The organism is Paractinoplanes rhizophilus, assembly GCF_042664765.1.
Lineage (GTDB): Bacteria > Actinomycetota > Actinomycetes > Mycobacteriales > Micromonosporaceae > Actinoplanes > Actinoplanes rhizophilus.
The window spans coordinates 44,657-59,182 of sequence record NZ_JBHTBJ010000043.1 but is presented as its reverse complement, the minus strand read 5'-3'; the positions used below and the strand labels follow the sequence as shown (position 1 = coordinate 59,182).

Sequence of the window (14,526 nt, the reverse complement as noted above, 5' to 3'; positions counted from 1 at the left end):
CAGAACACCCCGATCGGGAAGAAACTCGCCGCTCTGGCCCGCCGGATGCGTGAACGCATCGACGACTACCTAAGGTTCGCCCACGACCCGCACCACTGCCCGTTCGACAACAATCCGGCCGAACGGGAAGTCCGCATGGTCAAGATCCGGCAGAAAATCTCCGGCGCGATGCGCACCCTGACCGGCGCCGAACACTTCTGCCACCTACGCTCGTATCTCGCCACCGCCACCAAACACGGCATCAACCTCTACGACGCCCTCGTCCAACTCACGTCCGGCCGGCCATGGATCCCCGCAATCAGCTGACCTGAGTAGTTACCCGGTTGGTATGGCCAGGGCTTTGCTCGCTCACGGGATGGTCATGGTGGGCACATTGTGGCCCGGTGAGTTCGACGAACGCACTGCCTATCGGGTTCAGAGCGAGCCTTATATGCAAGACAACGACCAGCAGCTGCTCGACCTTGCCAGCGTGATCGACGTTCCTGGCGCTTTCTCTGCTGCTGAACGCCGCCGGGCCGAGCAATTGACTGCCGATAAGCGCATTCTTGTCGCCCTACGGGCGTTCGACGCGGGGTTTACTCAGGTTCTCGCGGCAGGCCCGCAGCTGCTGCGCCGGTGGGAAAACGCAGATCCAACTGACTCCAAACAGTACTGTGGCAAGGCCGTTATCACCGCAGCGCTGGATGCAAGACGTGTCGGCGTCAATACCCCAGTCAGCGCAGCTTTACTCGCCGCGGCCGCTCCTGCTTATCTCAGCTCAGCTCAGCGAGCGACTGCGCCAGAGGATTGGTTTGAACGGGCAATCAGCTACTCCACTACCCTCATGCACGGCGCGACCGCCTGCTTGACTCCGGTCGCCGGGGGCATGGGACAGGTCGCTGGCTGGGTAACCGCTGATTATCTCTATCAATGTGCCCTTCAGATGAGAAGGACGGCACCGATTCCCGATCAAGCATGGCAGGCTCTCCTTGATCACCACGATCCTCGGGAATCAAGATTCTTGGGAGAGAGCGCAGTCAGATGGAATCGACCAGAAAAGGCCATAAAATTCTACGAAAAAGCGGCCACGGCTGGAGATGGCTGGGCAGCGTGCGAATTGGCCGATTTGCTCGACGCTGACGATCGCGCCGGCGAGGCTATCACGGTGTTGCAGATGTTCGTCGAAGGGCAACCGGGGCCTAAGGTGACTTTGTCTCCGACGAGGCAGTCTGTTCGTTCCGAACTTGTCTCGAAGTTGGCCGGTTTGCTTATCGGCGAGGACCGCATCGATGACATGCGGCGTCTGGCTGATGCGCACGGGAAATCTGCGGCTACTTGGTTCGTCGATATGTTGCTTGATCACGGGATGACGGCTGAACTGAGACAACGTGCAGACGCCGGAGATTGGGAGGCGTCTCGTTGGCTTACCACCTCGTTGCAGGCGCATGGCCGCGTCGACGAATTGGAGGAGCGGGCTGATGCCGGCGAGTCACTGGCTCAAGTCCGATTGGCCGAGTTGCTAGCAAGACAAGGTCAACTTGACCGCTTACGGCGACGTGCGGACGCGGGTGACCGGGCGTCACAACATCATCTGGCCTTCTTGTTAGCGAAGAAGGGCAGAGTGGGTGAACTGCGCAGGCGCGCTAAAGCGGGGAATCAGTCGGCTGCCAACAGGCTAGTTGAGCTCTTATCAACCCACGCCCGCACAGATGAGGCTTTGGCTTGGCTACGGCCGAACCTCGTCGATTGGCATGCTGCCAAAGAAGTGATCGAAGTGCTCGTGCAGGACCAGCGGACCACCGACGCTCTTGCGGCACTTCGCCTTTATGCCGATAGCGGCGAAATGTGGGCAGCCGTTCGCTTGAATGAGCTGCTGGTGGACCTATGTCGAGTCGATGAGCTACGGCTGAGAGCTAAAGCCGGTGACTGGGACGCCAACAAACGGCTGCTCGATCTGCTTGTTGCGCAAAACCGAGAGGACGAGCTTCGGCAGCGTGCGGATGACGGCGACGCGAAGGCTGCCGACCGCCTTGTCGATCTATTGATTGACCAAGATCGAGTTGAAGTGGCGATCACAGTGCTGCAGACACAAGCTGACGCCGGGGTCTGGGAGGCCGCCTACCGGTTGGTCGATCTGCTGGTCGAGCTAGACCGTGTCGACGAAGCGATCGCTTGGCTTCAGCCGCGGGCCGATTCGGGTGCTTGGGAGGCCGCGCACGAACGGGACAGGCAAACCCGTCTAAAGTTTTTCGTGACCCAGGACCCCGGCGTTCGGAGTTCTTTCTGCACGACGGCCCATAAACGGCTTGCCGATTTGCTCGCGGAGCATGGCCGGATCGATGAATTACGGCGGCGCGCCGATAGTGGCGATACGGTAGCCGCCTACGTACTAGTTGACCTGTTAGCCGAAACAGGACAAGCCGACGAGTTGAGTCAGATGGCAGACGCCGGCAATCTCGAAGCTGCAGATAAGCTGTCCGAGCTGCTGCTAACGCGAGGTCAAGTCGATGAGGCGATCGCAGTTTTGCGGTCGTTGATAGAAAATGGCTCTCCGTTCGCCACCTCCCGGCTTATCAACGTACTCGCTGATCACCGGAGATTAGATGAGCTAGAACAAGAGGTTAATGCCGGGACTAGCGGGGCAGCGGAGCGCTGGATGGAACTCCGCGGCTTCGTGCCCCGCCGTCGCCGCCCTGACCCGCGAGATCGTGTTTATGAGACCGGGGGATATCGGGAGACGCCTTAACTCGAGCCATTACTCAGCAACCTCCTGCATTGGGAGATCGACCCGAACGGCGAGAAATCGTTTAGGACGCGGGCTTAGATTCGAATTCTTCCACCGATCTTCGCCGATGTGCCACTCTCACCTCTATATAACCGTTCATCCAATTCGGTCGCCACAACCTGGCGAAGCCATTTCGTACAAAGACCACACGCAGTTCCGGCCGCTGGTCGTAACCGTGCCTGGGCAATATCGCAACGACGACTTCTCGTAGTCAGTCACAGCGCACTGTTCTGCCGCCGAATGCGCGGCCCGGTGGCGAGCCTGAGCGCGAGGTGCACATACGGCTGCGACTCGCGCCGGTCGAGCTGGGGTACGGTCTGCGTCCATGGACGTCGTCGTGGACATCGTGGTCGCCTTGATCGCCTTGGCCGCCCTGATCGTTGCCATCCTGGCCAACCGAAACGCCAGCCGGAGCGCTGACGCCGCCCAGGACAGTGCGCGTGAGGCAAAGCGGAGCGCGGACGCGACCGAACGCCAGGCCGCTGCCGCCGAGGCCGCGCTGCCGCCGCCGTCACCGGCCGTCGCCTGGAAGGCAGAACTGCGCAGCACCGCCCGCAAGGGCAAAGGCGCGACCTTCGTCCTGCGTAACTTCGGCACCAGCACGGCTGCCGGCGTTCGGGTGGTTGTGCCTCCCGCCTACGACGGGCTCGTGCGGTCAGAGCTAGGAAACGGCGAGGTGCCTGCCCGCGGTTCGTTCCAAGTCGTGGTCCTCGGTATCGACCAACTCCCCGATCTACACGAGCTGCTGATCGCATGGGACGGGCGTGACGAGCCGGTCCAGGTGCCGCTGCCTGCGTGGTAAGCCCTACGGGTGATCGACAAACGGCACCGGCCCAGCGCCCAGCGCCCAGCGCGAGAAAGCTATCGCCGTCAGGCCGTAACAGAGTCACGACGTAGCGGCCCTCCGGCACCTCCGTCAGGATGGTGCAGCTTTAGCTGAGGCTGGAGCTCTTGATCCGGGCCAGCACGTCATCGCCCTCGATCGCGGTGATCCGCCCACGCCAGGTGTAGCCGTCGTCGATCGCATTGCCCTGCAACGGCTCCATAATGAGCAGTGCCTCGTGCCGCTGGTCGAAGCCGTCCAGGACTGTGATCCTGCGCGTCGTGACAGTCATGCGGTGAGCGTAGAGGCCGCGATGAGCCCCGCGTGCACCCCGACCACCGCTGGCGACTCACCGACGCTCGGACTCGGGCACCTGCATATAGGGTGCCGCCGCCTGTCAGGGCGTTGGCCTGCGGTTCAGGCCCTCCGGGCGATGTGTGTCCGGCACGGAATCGCCGCCGGTGGACGATGGAACGCGGCGTGGCCGGTCCGGCTTGACCGTGCGTGCGAATGGAGCGGGGATCGGGCCCGTCCGATCCGAATCGATCATGATGTGAGGGATGATCATGACCGAACCAATCTACGATCCGCATCCGTTGACGGGTGCGCTCACAGCGATCCGAGATGCCGTCGGATGGTGCCGCCCGTTGCTCGGCAATCCTGATCCTGAAATGGTCCCGGCGATGCTCGATACTGCCGCCATGACTAGCGAGATCACGACGATCCTGCTGCATGAGGTCACGCCGCCGCCTGCCAACGACGACGAATCGGACGTTGGGGAAGCGCTGGAACGGGCGAGTGAGCTGGCCGAGGATGCCCGCCGTCACCTCTTGATCGGGCTTCAGATGACGGCTGGTGCGCAGGGCATCATCACCAAGGTCGCCGAGAGCCGATAGCTCGAGGACATGTTTCCTGGCCCGGACCCCGCCCACGGCGAGGCTGGGCCAGGAACGCTGAGACAGCGGCTCGGCCGCGTCCGTTCGACGAGGCTAGTGGTCAGGTCTTGTCCAGGCTGGTGCGCAGCTTGTTGGCCAGTTCGATGGTGTCCTCGCGGGGTTCCGCGTCCAGGTCGGCGAGGGCCTTGGTGAGAGCGCGCAGCAGGGTCCGGATGCCGTCGGCGTCGGCGAGCGCATGGCGGGCGTGCATCGCCTTGGTGTAGAGGGCCTCGTTGTAGCGGTCCAAGCCGATCGCCTTGTCGAGCAGGTCGGATGCGGACTGGGGGTCGCTGTCGAGTAGGTCCTCGGCCAGCATCAGGTGCGCTTCGGTGCTCCAGCGGCGCATCGTCTCTCGGTGCGGCTGGACCCATTCGTAGTCCTGGCCGTCGGCCAGCGGGGCGGTGCACAGCTCACAGGCGGCGGTGAGCAGTTCGCGGCGGCGCGGCTCGGTGGCGATGGTGGCCTTGCGCATCAGGTCCCGCAGGTTCCATACGTCGACGTCGACGGTTTCCGGGTCGAGCCGGTAGCGTCCGGCGACTTTGATGAGGTAAGCGTTCTTTGGCTCGGCGGTGCCGGCTCGGCCGAGAACGTGCCGCAGGTTCGAGGCGTTGGTGTGGACGCGTTGATCGGCTTGGCTGACGCGGGCGTCGGGTTCGAGGTATTCGCCGATTTCGCGGGTGCCGGCGCCGTCGGGGTGGACTGCGAGGAACACCGCCAGTTCGAGGGCCTTGGCTCGCAAAGGCCTTCCGTCTGTGGTGATGTTCTCGATCCGTGGGTTGCCGATCACGCGCAGACGCGCCCGCTGCGCCGAGCTGGGCGCAGGCGGCGTCGTGTCGGCCGCGGCGCCGTCGGTGCGGCTGGTTTGCAGAGGCACCGGAACGGCGGGACCGCCGGTTTCGTGCGTGGCAGGCGAAGGCTGCACCGGTGTCGCGCGTGTGGTGGCTGGGGCTTCCCCGGTGTGAGCTTCCCGTACGGTCTCGAGCAGGTCCCGCGTGGCGGCGACGTCGAGTACGGCGAACTGCATGCCGAGTTCGGGCTCATCCGGTTCGAGCTCTGCGGCTCCGTCGTCGGAGACCGAGATGGTTGGGCCGTGGGGCCAATGGCCTAGGACGACAGTGACGACGTCCAGGCCCTTGGTGAGGCCGAAGGTGATGCGGGCTCGGTTGCTTGCGGCGGCTTGCTCAGCGTCGGTGATTAGCAGCAGTGGCGGAAGGGCTTCTTCGCTCGGTGCTGTGTCGCGCAGAGCCTCGATGTCGTTGAGACCGTGTTCGTCGAGGATGCGGGCGCGCCGGAGCAGGTGGGTGTCGAGAAGCACGAGCGCTTGGTCGAGGGCGTCGGTGATGTGCAGCCGGGGCCACGCGCTGAGCGGGGTGTCGCCGATCAGTGTGGTGACGGTTGGCCGGTCGATGATGACTTCGGCGCGTTGCGAGGGTTCTGCGGGTGTACCTGCGGTGAGCGCGGTGATGATCAGGCCGCGGGCGGCGGCGTCGGCGCCGGAACCGATGAGGCCGACACCGCCGGACGGTAGCCGCTGAGTCTGCGCTGGCTCGGCCGGTGCCGGGGTGATCGCGTGGCGGGTGTGGCGTTGGGCGGCGAGAACCGGAGCGGGTAGCTCGTGCAGGTCGTCACCGGCGCCGGGCTGGTAGCGGCGGCGGCGCTGAAGCCAAACCAACGCGGCGGTCCCCGCGATCGCGGAGGCCAATGTCCACGGGATGATGCTCCCGCCCGGCAGGATGAGATCTCCGCTGGTCGTCTCCTGTCTGCCGTCGTCATCGGTGGAGCCGTCATTCGGAATTGCGAGGTCGGTTGGGCTCGCCACTTCGGGACTCTGGGATACCGGTGTCGGGCTGGCGGCGGAGGATCCGCGGGGTCGGGGCTGGTTTGGTGCAGCCGGTTCGGGCGGCGTCCGAGGAGGTCGGCGAGGCGTGGCTTCGGGCGGCGGGACTGCGCCCGCGGGCAGCCGAATGTCCCAGCCGGGGAAGATCAAGTCGCAGTCGGTCAGCCTCCGGCCGCCGGTGAAGTGGCGGTGCTTGTTGAGGGAGCAGATCTCCGGCCATCGGTCCGGGTTGCCCAGCCATGTCTTGGCGATGTTCGAGAGGGTGTCGCCTCGGCGGACGCGATAGGCATAGCGGGCGTGTTCAACCGTGACCGTGACCAGATCAGTGGAGACACGAGCAGCTTGTGAACCGCCGGGATCCGCTTGCTCCGGCCTTGGCGTTGCGGCTGCTGGCCGGGCCGCCGTTGCGGGAGCACTCGTCTGGAGTTGCGGAGCCGCAGCGGCATGAGCGGGCGGGGCAGCCACGGCTGCGGCGGCAGGCGTTGTGACAAGCGCGACGGTGGCGGTTCCCGTCAGCCCGACGACGAGGCGGTGCAGCGGCATCGGCAGGTGCCATCGCGGAAGTCGGCGACCCCGGAGCACCCCAGCGACGCTACCGACGAGCAGGGTCGCAAGGACGGCCCACGCCAGCCAGCCCGCCCAGATCAGTACGACTCGCAGGCCCGCTGTCGGCGACGCGGTCGTGGCGGCAGTGAACGGGCTGGTGCTCCACCAGGAGGACCACACCGTGACGGGGTTACCGAAGGCAATCCACAAGACCAAAGGCGGGCCGCCAAGTAAAACTGCGGCGGCGACTGCGGTCCGGAGCAGCTGCATCGGCCGCCGCGTCGGGCTCGGCGGCGTCGCTGTGGGCGGGTTTGGTGCGGCCCAGAGCGAGGGCTGCCGGGCATACTGCGCTGCCCGCCGGCGTGCCTGCTCCGATACGTGCTCGTCTTCCATCGGTTGATCCCCCGAGCCTCGGCCGAAATCATTCTCAGTACCGGCCGACGAACGCCGTCCGCTACGTAGCAGCATCGAACTTTCACGATGCGAAGATGTCATCGCCAGACACTGTCGGGGTCGGCGTCCTCGGTAGTGGGCGGAGGACACTGCCCGTCATGGCATCGGCGGATCTTCATCTGAGCGTCCACCTCGGAGCGCGCTGGACAGCGGCTGTCGCCACGGTTGGCGGCCGCACGTGGCCGGTCGCCTTCGACGGTCAGACCCGCTTGCCGAGTGGGGTATGGATCGACCCTCAATCCGGCAGCATCTCGGTTGCGGTGGCGGGGCTCGTGGCAGGGTCGGCCCATCCCGATGCGTATCTTCCGGACCCGACGGCCGCTCTGCGGACGGCACCGACCGAGGCTGATGCAGCGGCGGGAGCGCCGGTCTCGGCCTTGCTCGCCTACGTAGCCAACACAGCCTCGGTGCAGGCCGGCGTCGGCGTCGCCACGCTGACCGTCACCACACCGGAGCCGTGGGGACCGAAGTCGAGGCAACGCCTTCTTCAGGTTGCGTCCGCCGCCGGCCTGCCGGAACCGGCCATTGTCACTGCGGTGGCCGCCGCGGCTGCGTTGTCAGGAACCGACGAAGCACGAGGCGGGTTTGTACTCGTCTGCGTCATCGGCGATGACTACCCGCACATCGCTGTGCTGGACGCCGCGGACCGGTACACGCAGCTCGCCGCCGTCACTGTCTGCGATCCCAACGCGCCCAGGATGGACCAAGCCGTAGCGGACTCGATCCGGCTTCGATCAACCTCTGGCGTCGAACTTCCGATCGAACTGGACTGGCTGACCGGTCTCGAGATCGACCGAGCTCGCACTGCGTTGATCGGCACCCCGCGTACGGCTGTGCTGTTGCCGGGCCGCCCGGAACCGGTCGTTGTCGAGCGAGGCGACCTGGACAAGGCCGCGCGACCGCATCTCGATCAACTCGTACCGGCGCTGACCCAGGTGCTGGCCGAGGCTGACGTCGATCAGGGCGACATCGTGGCGACGGCCTTGGTGGCTTACGACGCCACGGCCCCGGCGGCTCAAAGCGCGCTTGCCGACGCCGGCCTGCCGCAGCCCGCACTCCTCACTCAGCCCGAGCAGGTCGCTGCGGGTGCCGCACGCCTGGCCGGTGCCACCCACACGGCCGAAGGTCCAACGGCCGCCACGACGCGGCTACCTCGTACCCGGCTCACCATCGGCAGCCTGACCGCGGTCGCCGTACTCGCCGTCGCCTCGGTCGTATTGCTCTTGCAGACGATCACCACTGCCGACGTCTCCGCCATCGCCGTCACCGTCGTCGGCGTTCGCCTTCCGGTCGCCAACCTCGCTCTCGCAGCGGCCATCGCCGCCACCGCCGCGACAGCAGCGGCACAGCTCGCGCCGACGACCTGGCTTTCCCCGCAAGGCCTCGACGATCCCGCCTCCACCGGCTACTTGCTGCGGCGTTCCTACCTCGCAGCGGCAGGAGCCGGCCTCGCGCTCGCCGGGCTCTGGGGCCTCGGCACGGGCGTCGGCGTCACCTGGACCGACCCGCAATATCTGCGCTGGTCCCTGATAGCCGCCGCTCCCATCGCCGCCTGCGCGATCGTCATCGCCGCCGCCTCGCCGCGCATCCCTGCTACCCGACTCGGCGACTGGCTGCCCCGCATGCGCCCACCCATCTGGCCTATCGCCGCAGCCGGCGCCGGCGTTTACCTCGTTCGGGCCGCCTACACCCTGACCTTCCCCACGGATCTCATCGGCTTTCCCGGCCTCACCGCCGCGCTTGGCGCCGCCCTGCTCGGCGTCGCCACCGCCGCCACGGTCACCCGCCACCTTGGCATCCGTATCGCCGTCATGCTCATCCTCGTCCCCGGCTACGCCCTGGTCGTCACGGTCAACACCATCGGCTACCTCACCGCGACGTACGTCGTAGCGCTCGTTTGGTGGCACCTCGCCGCAGCCGCCCACACCGTCCGCGAGGCCGCACCGGACAACCCGGTCACGCGCTGGCTCGCCCGAGCCTGAAATACGCCTCACGCGCCACCAGTCGGGCGAGTTAAGGTGTCGGACGAATCCGATCCTGATGCCAATGCGGACACTTCGGCTGGCTGGGTGGGAGCCCATGAAGGAGTTTCGGACGTGGCGTGTACCACGATGGCGACCGCGGTCCCGCACGGCGGTCGGCAGCACCGCCACCGCTGATCCCGGCGCCGAGCTACCCCGGCACCTGGTGTCCGTGGACGGCAGCATCGGCGCCCCCCGATGGAGCTGCAGCTGCGGCGACGGCGGCGACGAAAAGCCCGAAAGCACGATCGATGCTCAGATCGAGTCACATTTTGTCGTGACTGCTGTCCCGCTGCTGCCGCGGCTGAACCAGCGCCAGCTCGTGACGGCCTTACGCCGACGCGTCGCGGACCGAGCACCGGCGCAGCGTGTGGCCGTCGACCTGCTGATCACTCATTAGAGCTGGTTGTCCGACGCCAGATTCCGCACATTCCTGCGCGGCGGCTGGTCTTCCACAGGAGACCTGACCTTTTGGTCGACTGGCGACGCGTTGTCCACGCTCTCGGCGTGATCGACGAATTGCTCTTCGACGTCAAGGTGCTCGGCGCCCCGCCGTGGCTGCAGCAGCATCTCGAGACCTGGACCGGCCTGCCCGATCAGGCACCGCTGATTCGCCCGGCGGAATGCGGAATGTGGTCGCTCCGCGACGGCGGTCCTACGGGCCTGCACCGCGATCGCTGGCGCCACCACCCTGGATTTGAACCTCATCAGCGCCGAAGTCGACGAGCCCACGCGCGCCCTGATCACGAACGCGATCAGCCGGCGTATCGCCACCGCACGGCCGCCCGTGCCGGGATGAACGTCCCAACCAATCTGCCTCGCCGACGGTCCGCAGGCCAGCAGTTAGGCCGGGCGCAGAGGACTGTGCTCCTGCAGCAGGCTATGCGCGGCTGGCTTCGGTCGCGAGCTCAGGGTTCTTGTCCCGTGAAGAGTGATCGGTGTTCGCCGTGATCGATCGTTGGGCGACGGTGTGAGCACGACAATCGATCCGAGCTCGACCCCTGGCCATCCGACCCTCCAAGCCCGGCGCTGAACGCTCTCCTTGGCAGAGCGTGCGGCGTCGGGCTTCTCGTGTTTCTGGCCCCATGTACGTGGCTTGACCCCGGCCACGGATGGACCGACGGTCGACACCCCGCCCAATAAATGATCTTGAGGTGATGATCATGGCAAAACGAACCCGCACGTCCCACCGCGTCCGACAGATCATCGAAGACGCCAGCCGCCGTATCGCGATCTACCTCTTACGAAACAAAGGCAAGCGGTGCATGGGCGCCTCGCACAAAAGATTCCGATAAAGGCCTGAACTCAGCGTCGACCCGAACCGAAGGGAGAAATCCGTGAACATCGCGAGCTCGAAGTGGAATCTACAACTTTTCGATCGGAGACTTAATGACAGGACGCGAATCATCATTCCCGAATGGATCCGAAGAGATCGTAAACCCCTCCCGATCCCCAGAAATATCCGGCCGCTTGCAGCTCGTAATCGTTCCACCAGACCCGCCGGAATTCGGTCCCACCGCTGCCCGCGCCCTCCTCCACCTAATCGTTGTCATGCACCGCAAGAACTCGGGCCCAGACAACCCCTCGGGAGAAAATGAATGACACTCAATCACGACCGGCTGGAACGAGACCTAGCGGCGCAGAGCTTCGCTGCACCGAGCCTGACCTTCGCGTTCTACGGCCGTGTCTCGACGGAAGACAACCAAGACCCTGCGTCGTCGATGCACTGGCAGCTATCGCTGGCAAACACGTTGATCTTTCCGCGTGGCGGCGTGATCGTCGAGCGTTTCTTCGACGTCGGGCAGAGCCGGTCTTTGCCGTGGCAGCGGCGACCCGAAGCCAGCCGCCTGCTTGCCGCACTGCGTGACGCGCGGCGAGGCTTTGCCGCAGTGGTGATCGGTGAGCCGCACCGCGCCTTCTACGGCAACCAATTCGGTCTCACCATGCCGCTGTTCGCCCACTTCGGCGTCCAGTTGTGGGTGCCCGAAGTCGGCGGGCGGATCGACCCGGACAACGAAGGCCACGACATGGTCATGTCGGTGTTCGGCGGCATGAGCAAAGGCGAACGCAACCGCATCAAAGTTCGGGTGCGTACTGCAATGGCGTCCCAGACCCAGTTGGAGGGAAGGTATCTCGGCGGCCGCCCACCGTATGGCTACACGCTCAAAGATCTCGGCCCACACCCGAACCCTGCCAAGGCGGCCGACGGCAAGCGCCTGCGCGGCCTTACCCCCGACCCGCAGACCGCCCCGATCGTCAAGCGGATCTTCGGCATGTACCTGTCCGGTTACGGCATCTTCGCGATCGCCGAGGCGCTGACCCGCGACGGCCTCCCGTGCCCGTCGGCGCAGGATCCCGCCCGCAACCGGCACCGAGACGGGCACGCTTGGTCGAAGAGCGCCGTGCGAGTCATCCTCCGCAACCCCCGCTACACGGGTAGGCAGGTCTGGAACAAACAGCGCGCGGACGAGGTGCTGCTCGACGTCAACGACGTCGCATTAGGCCACACAGCGATCACGCGGTGGAACCAGCCCGACAAATGGGTCGAGTCCAAAGAACTGGCCCACGAGGCCTTGATAGAACAGGCGGCGTTCGACCGAGTCCAGGAGATGTTCCAGCAGCGGGCGAGGACCGGGGGAGCGCATCGTGCGCATCGCTCGCGGCACCCGTACGTCTTCAAAAGCCTGGTCTTCTGTGGCGTTTGCGGCCGGAAGATGCAGGGCACGCATTCTCACGGGGTGGCGTACTACCGCTGTCGGTACCCGCAGGAATACGCCTTGTCGACCAAGATCGAGCATCCTCGCACCGTCATACTGCGTGAAGATCTGCTCATCCGGCCGCTCGATACGTGGCTGGTGCAGGAGTTCAGTCCGCTACAGCGCCGCCACACCGTCGCAAAGCTGATCAGTCAGGCGCAGCTAGAGGCGCCTGTCCCGGCCGCCGCAGTGCCGCTCGGGCCCACGGTCGCCGAATGCGACGCCAAGCTGGCTCGCTACCGCGCGGCGCTCGAGGCCGGCGCTGACCCCGCCGTCGTCGCTGGCTGGATCGCCGAAACGCAGGCCGCCCGCAAGCTGGCGGAGCAGGGGCAGGCCAATGCCGCGCCGCCGGATAAGACCGACAGCATCAGCCACTTGAGTGAAGACGACATCATCGCGATCCTCGACGACCTCGGAGACCTGGTCACCGCTCTGGGTGACGCGGAGCCGGAGCGCAAACTCGACGTCTACCGCAACGTAGGCTTGAGCCTCATCTACCACCCGGAAACACGAACGGTGCGGGCAAGTGTTGATCTTGCCGCGCACCGTTGGGATTTGGTTTGTGTCCGGAGGGGGACTTGAACCCCCACGCCCGATAAAGGGCACTAGCACCTCAAGCTAGCGCGTCTGCCATTCCGCCACCCGGACCTGCACTGCCAACCCTACCGACCACCGCACCCCGATTTTGCACCGGGGATCGGCGTCCCGGCGGGCCGCACAGGAGAGAACTTTACACGGCCCTGAGGCGATGCTCCACGAGGGGTGGGCGGTTGGACATCTCGGTACAAATGTCCGCCGAAGAGGGGGTCCGGCTGGCGTCTCGCGCGCGTACCGGGCAGCATGGCTCGCGTGTCGCAGCCATCCCCCCTTGCGCCGGCTCGGCAGCAAGCCCACGCGCTGGCCGAAGCCGGCGATCTTGTGGGCGCCATCGCGTTGCTGGAGCGGGCGGTGGCGCTGGGGAAGGTCAACCTGGCCGAGGGCGACCCGGACGTTCTGCGCACTGCTCTGCAGCTCGGGCGTGTGCTGCAGAAGGACGACGATCCGGCCGGGGCGCGGCGGGTGCTGGAGGATGCCTACGGGGCCGGGCTGTTTCGGCTGGGTGACTCCGACGCGTTGATGCTGGAGATCTCACACGAGATCGGCGTGGTGGCCGAGGAACTGGGCAACAAGCACGAGGCACGCAAAGCCTTCAGCAGGGTCGCCGAGTGGGGGCCCGCCAAGCTGGGTGGGGGGCATCCGGCGGTCACGCGGGCGCGGGCTTATCTTGGGCAAGATCAAGAGGCTTCCGTACGGCATGAGCCCGCGGCCCAACCGCAGTCGGCCCCGCCGGCGAGTGTGCGGCCGACCCCGGCCGTCCCGCCTCCGGTCCAGCAGAGGAACATCCCGCCGGCGCCCCAGACGAGCATCCCGCCGACACCCCAGACAAGCGCCCCGCCGGCACCCCAGACGAGCGCCCCGCCGGCATATCAGCCGCCGAGCCGGCCGACGTATCAGCCGAGCGCTCCACCGGCCCACCAACCCTCCGACCAGCCGGCCGGCGAGGAGCCGACCACCGCCTTCTCGGCGCTCGAGGAGCCCACCACCGCCCTCCCGCCGATCACCCCGGCCCGGCCGGCTCAGGTGCAGCCGCCAACCCCGGCCATCCAGCAGACGTGGCAAGCCCAACCCCAACCGCGGCCACAGCCCCAGCGGCAAATCCCGCAAGTGCACCAACAGGAGCCGGAAACGCTCCAACCAACGGCGCAGCCGCAACAAATGCCACAACCCCCGCACCAAATGCCACAACCACAACAACCAGCGCCGGCTTATCCACAGGCCCGGCAAACCTGGCACGAACAGCCCCCGGCCTGGGCCCCGCCCCAGCAACCGTTCGCTCACCAGGCGCCTCCCCAGTCGTACGATCAGAAAGCGAAGCGTGGCCTCGGCATCTTCGCGGCCATAGCCGCGGTCCTGGCCGCCGTGATCGCCGTCTCGGCGCTGGTTTTCGTGCTGGCCAATCGGTCGGGTGACAAGAACGACTCGGATGTGCCAACTCTGGGCGGCAAGCCGCCGACCGATGTCGCGATCAAGGACGAGGGCACCAGCATCAAGGTGAGCTGGCAGGATCCGGCCAACGGCAGCGTGTCGTTCCTGGTCGCGATGGCGCAGCCGGGGCAGCAGCTCAAGCCGGTGGGCACGATCGGGCCGGGGCAGACGTCGTACGAGATCAATGCCTTGAGTCCGACGTTGAACTACTGCTTCGCGGTGGTGGCGGTGTATCGCGACAACAAGTTCGCGACCTCGCAGCAGTCGTGCACGGATCGGCCCAACGCCACCAAGTAGTTGATCACGCTCGGCGACCGCGGTTGTCCACAACCGTGAGTTCCGGGTATCGGCGTTCATCCACCGCCC

Annotated in this window: 10 protein-coding genes and 1 tRNA gene; 8 read left to right on the top strand and 3 right to left on the bottom strand. The window is 66.0% G+C overall.

Going from position 1 to position 14,526, the window contains the following annotated elements:
- The 3 genes from ACFQS1_RS34560 to ACFQS1_RS34550 all read left to right on the top strand — a co-directional run.
- On the top strand, positions 1 to 306 hold a 306-nt coding region (locus tag ACFQS1_RS34560), incomplete at its 5' end, for an IS66 family transposase (protein WP_378976221.1).
- Positions 307 to 361: 55 nt separating this feature from the next.
- Positions 362 to 2,725 carry a coiled-coil domain-containing protein gene (locus ACFQS1_RS34555; RefSeq protein ID WP_378976220.1) on the top strand — a complete coding sequence of 788 codons (2,364 nt, stop codon included), beginning with the start codon at positions 362 to 364 and terminating at the stop codon, positions 2,723 to 2,725.
- A gap of 364 nt (positions 2,726 to 3,089) precedes the next feature.
- Complete coding sequence (locus ACFQS1_RS34550; RefSeq protein WP_378976219.1) at positions 3,090 to 3,566, top strand: hypothetical protein; 477 nt, start codon at positions 3,090 to 3,092, stop codon at positions 3,564 to 3,566.
- A 130-nt stretch (positions 3,567 to 3,696) separates the two neighbouring features.
- Here the strand turns inward: ACFQS1_RS34550 and ACFQS1_RS34545 are convergent, their stop codons facing one another.
- On the bottom strand, positions 3,697 to 3,879 hold the full coding sequence (locus ACFQS1_RS34545; protein WP_378976218.1) for a hypothetical protein: 183 nt from the start codon (positions 3,877 to 3,879) through the stop codon (positions 3,697 to 3,699).
- A gap of 268 nt (positions 3,880 to 4,147) precedes the next feature.
- Here ACFQS1_RS34545 and ACFQS1_RS34540 point away from each other — a divergent pair, with 268 nt between their 5' ends.
- Positions 4,148 to 4,483 carry a hypothetical protein gene (locus tag ACFQS1_RS34540; protein WP_378976217.1) on the top strand — a complete coding sequence of 112 codons (336 nt, stop codon included), beginning with the start codon at positions 4,148 to 4,150 and terminating at the stop codon, positions 4,481 to 4,483.
- A 100-nt stretch (positions 4,484 to 4,583) separates the two neighbouring features.
- Here ACFQS1_RS34540 and ACFQS1_RS34535 read toward each other — a convergent pair whose 3' ends face one another.
- Positions 4,584 to 6,341 carry a hypothetical protein gene (locus ACFQS1_RS34535; protein ID WP_378976216.1) on the bottom strand — a complete coding sequence of 586 codons (1,758 nt, stop codon included), beginning with the start codon at positions 6,339 to 6,341 and terminating at the stop codon, positions 4,584 to 4,586.
- A gap of 1,115 nt (positions 6,342 to 7,456) precedes the next feature.
- On the opposite strand from ACFQS1_RS34535, the gene ACFQS1_RS34530 reads away from it, so the two are divergent.
- The 3 genes from ACFQS1_RS34530 to ACFQS1_RS34520 all read left to right on the top strand — a co-directional run bounded on the left by ACFQS1_RS34530 (position 7,457) and on the right by ACFQS1_RS34520 (position 12,717).
- Positions 7,457 to 9,340 carry an Hsp70 family protein gene (locus ACFQS1_RS34530; protein WP_378976215.1) on the top strand — a complete coding sequence of 628 codons (1,884 nt, stop codon included), beginning with the start codon at positions 7,457 to 7,459 and terminating at the stop codon, positions 9,338 to 9,340.
- 211 nt (positions 9,341 to 9,551) lie between these two features.
- Complete coding sequence (locus ACFQS1_RS34525) at positions 9,552 to 9,779, top strand: hypothetical protein (RefSeq protein ID WP_378976214.1); 228 nt, start codon at positions 9,552 to 9,554, stop codon at positions 9,777 to 9,779.
- Positions 9,780 to 10,977: 1,198 nt separating this feature from the next.
- Positions 10,978 to 12,717, top strand: a complete 1,740-nt coding sequence (locus tag ACFQS1_RS34520; protein WP_378976213.1) for a recombinase family protein — start codon at positions 10,978 to 10,980, stop codon at positions 12,715 to 12,717.
- Here ACFQS1_RS34520 and ACFQS1_RS34515 read toward each other — a convergent pair.
- Positions 12,699 to 12,783 (bottom strand) — tRNA-Leu (locus tag ACFQS1_RS34515). The two genes, ACFQS1_RS34520 and ACFQS1_RS34515, sit on opposite strands and share 19 nt — an antisense overlap.
- Positions 12,784 to 12,984: 201 nt before the next feature.
- On the opposite strand from ACFQS1_RS34515, the gene ACFQS1_RS34510 reads away from it, so the two are divergent.
- A complete protein-coding gene (locus ACFQS1_RS34510) occupies positions 12,985 to 14,457 on the top strand; it encodes a fibronectin type III domain-containing protein (RefSeq protein ID WP_378976212.1) in 1,473 nt (490 codons plus the stop codon).
- The last annotated feature ends 69 nt before the right edge of the window (positions 14,458 to 14,526 follow it).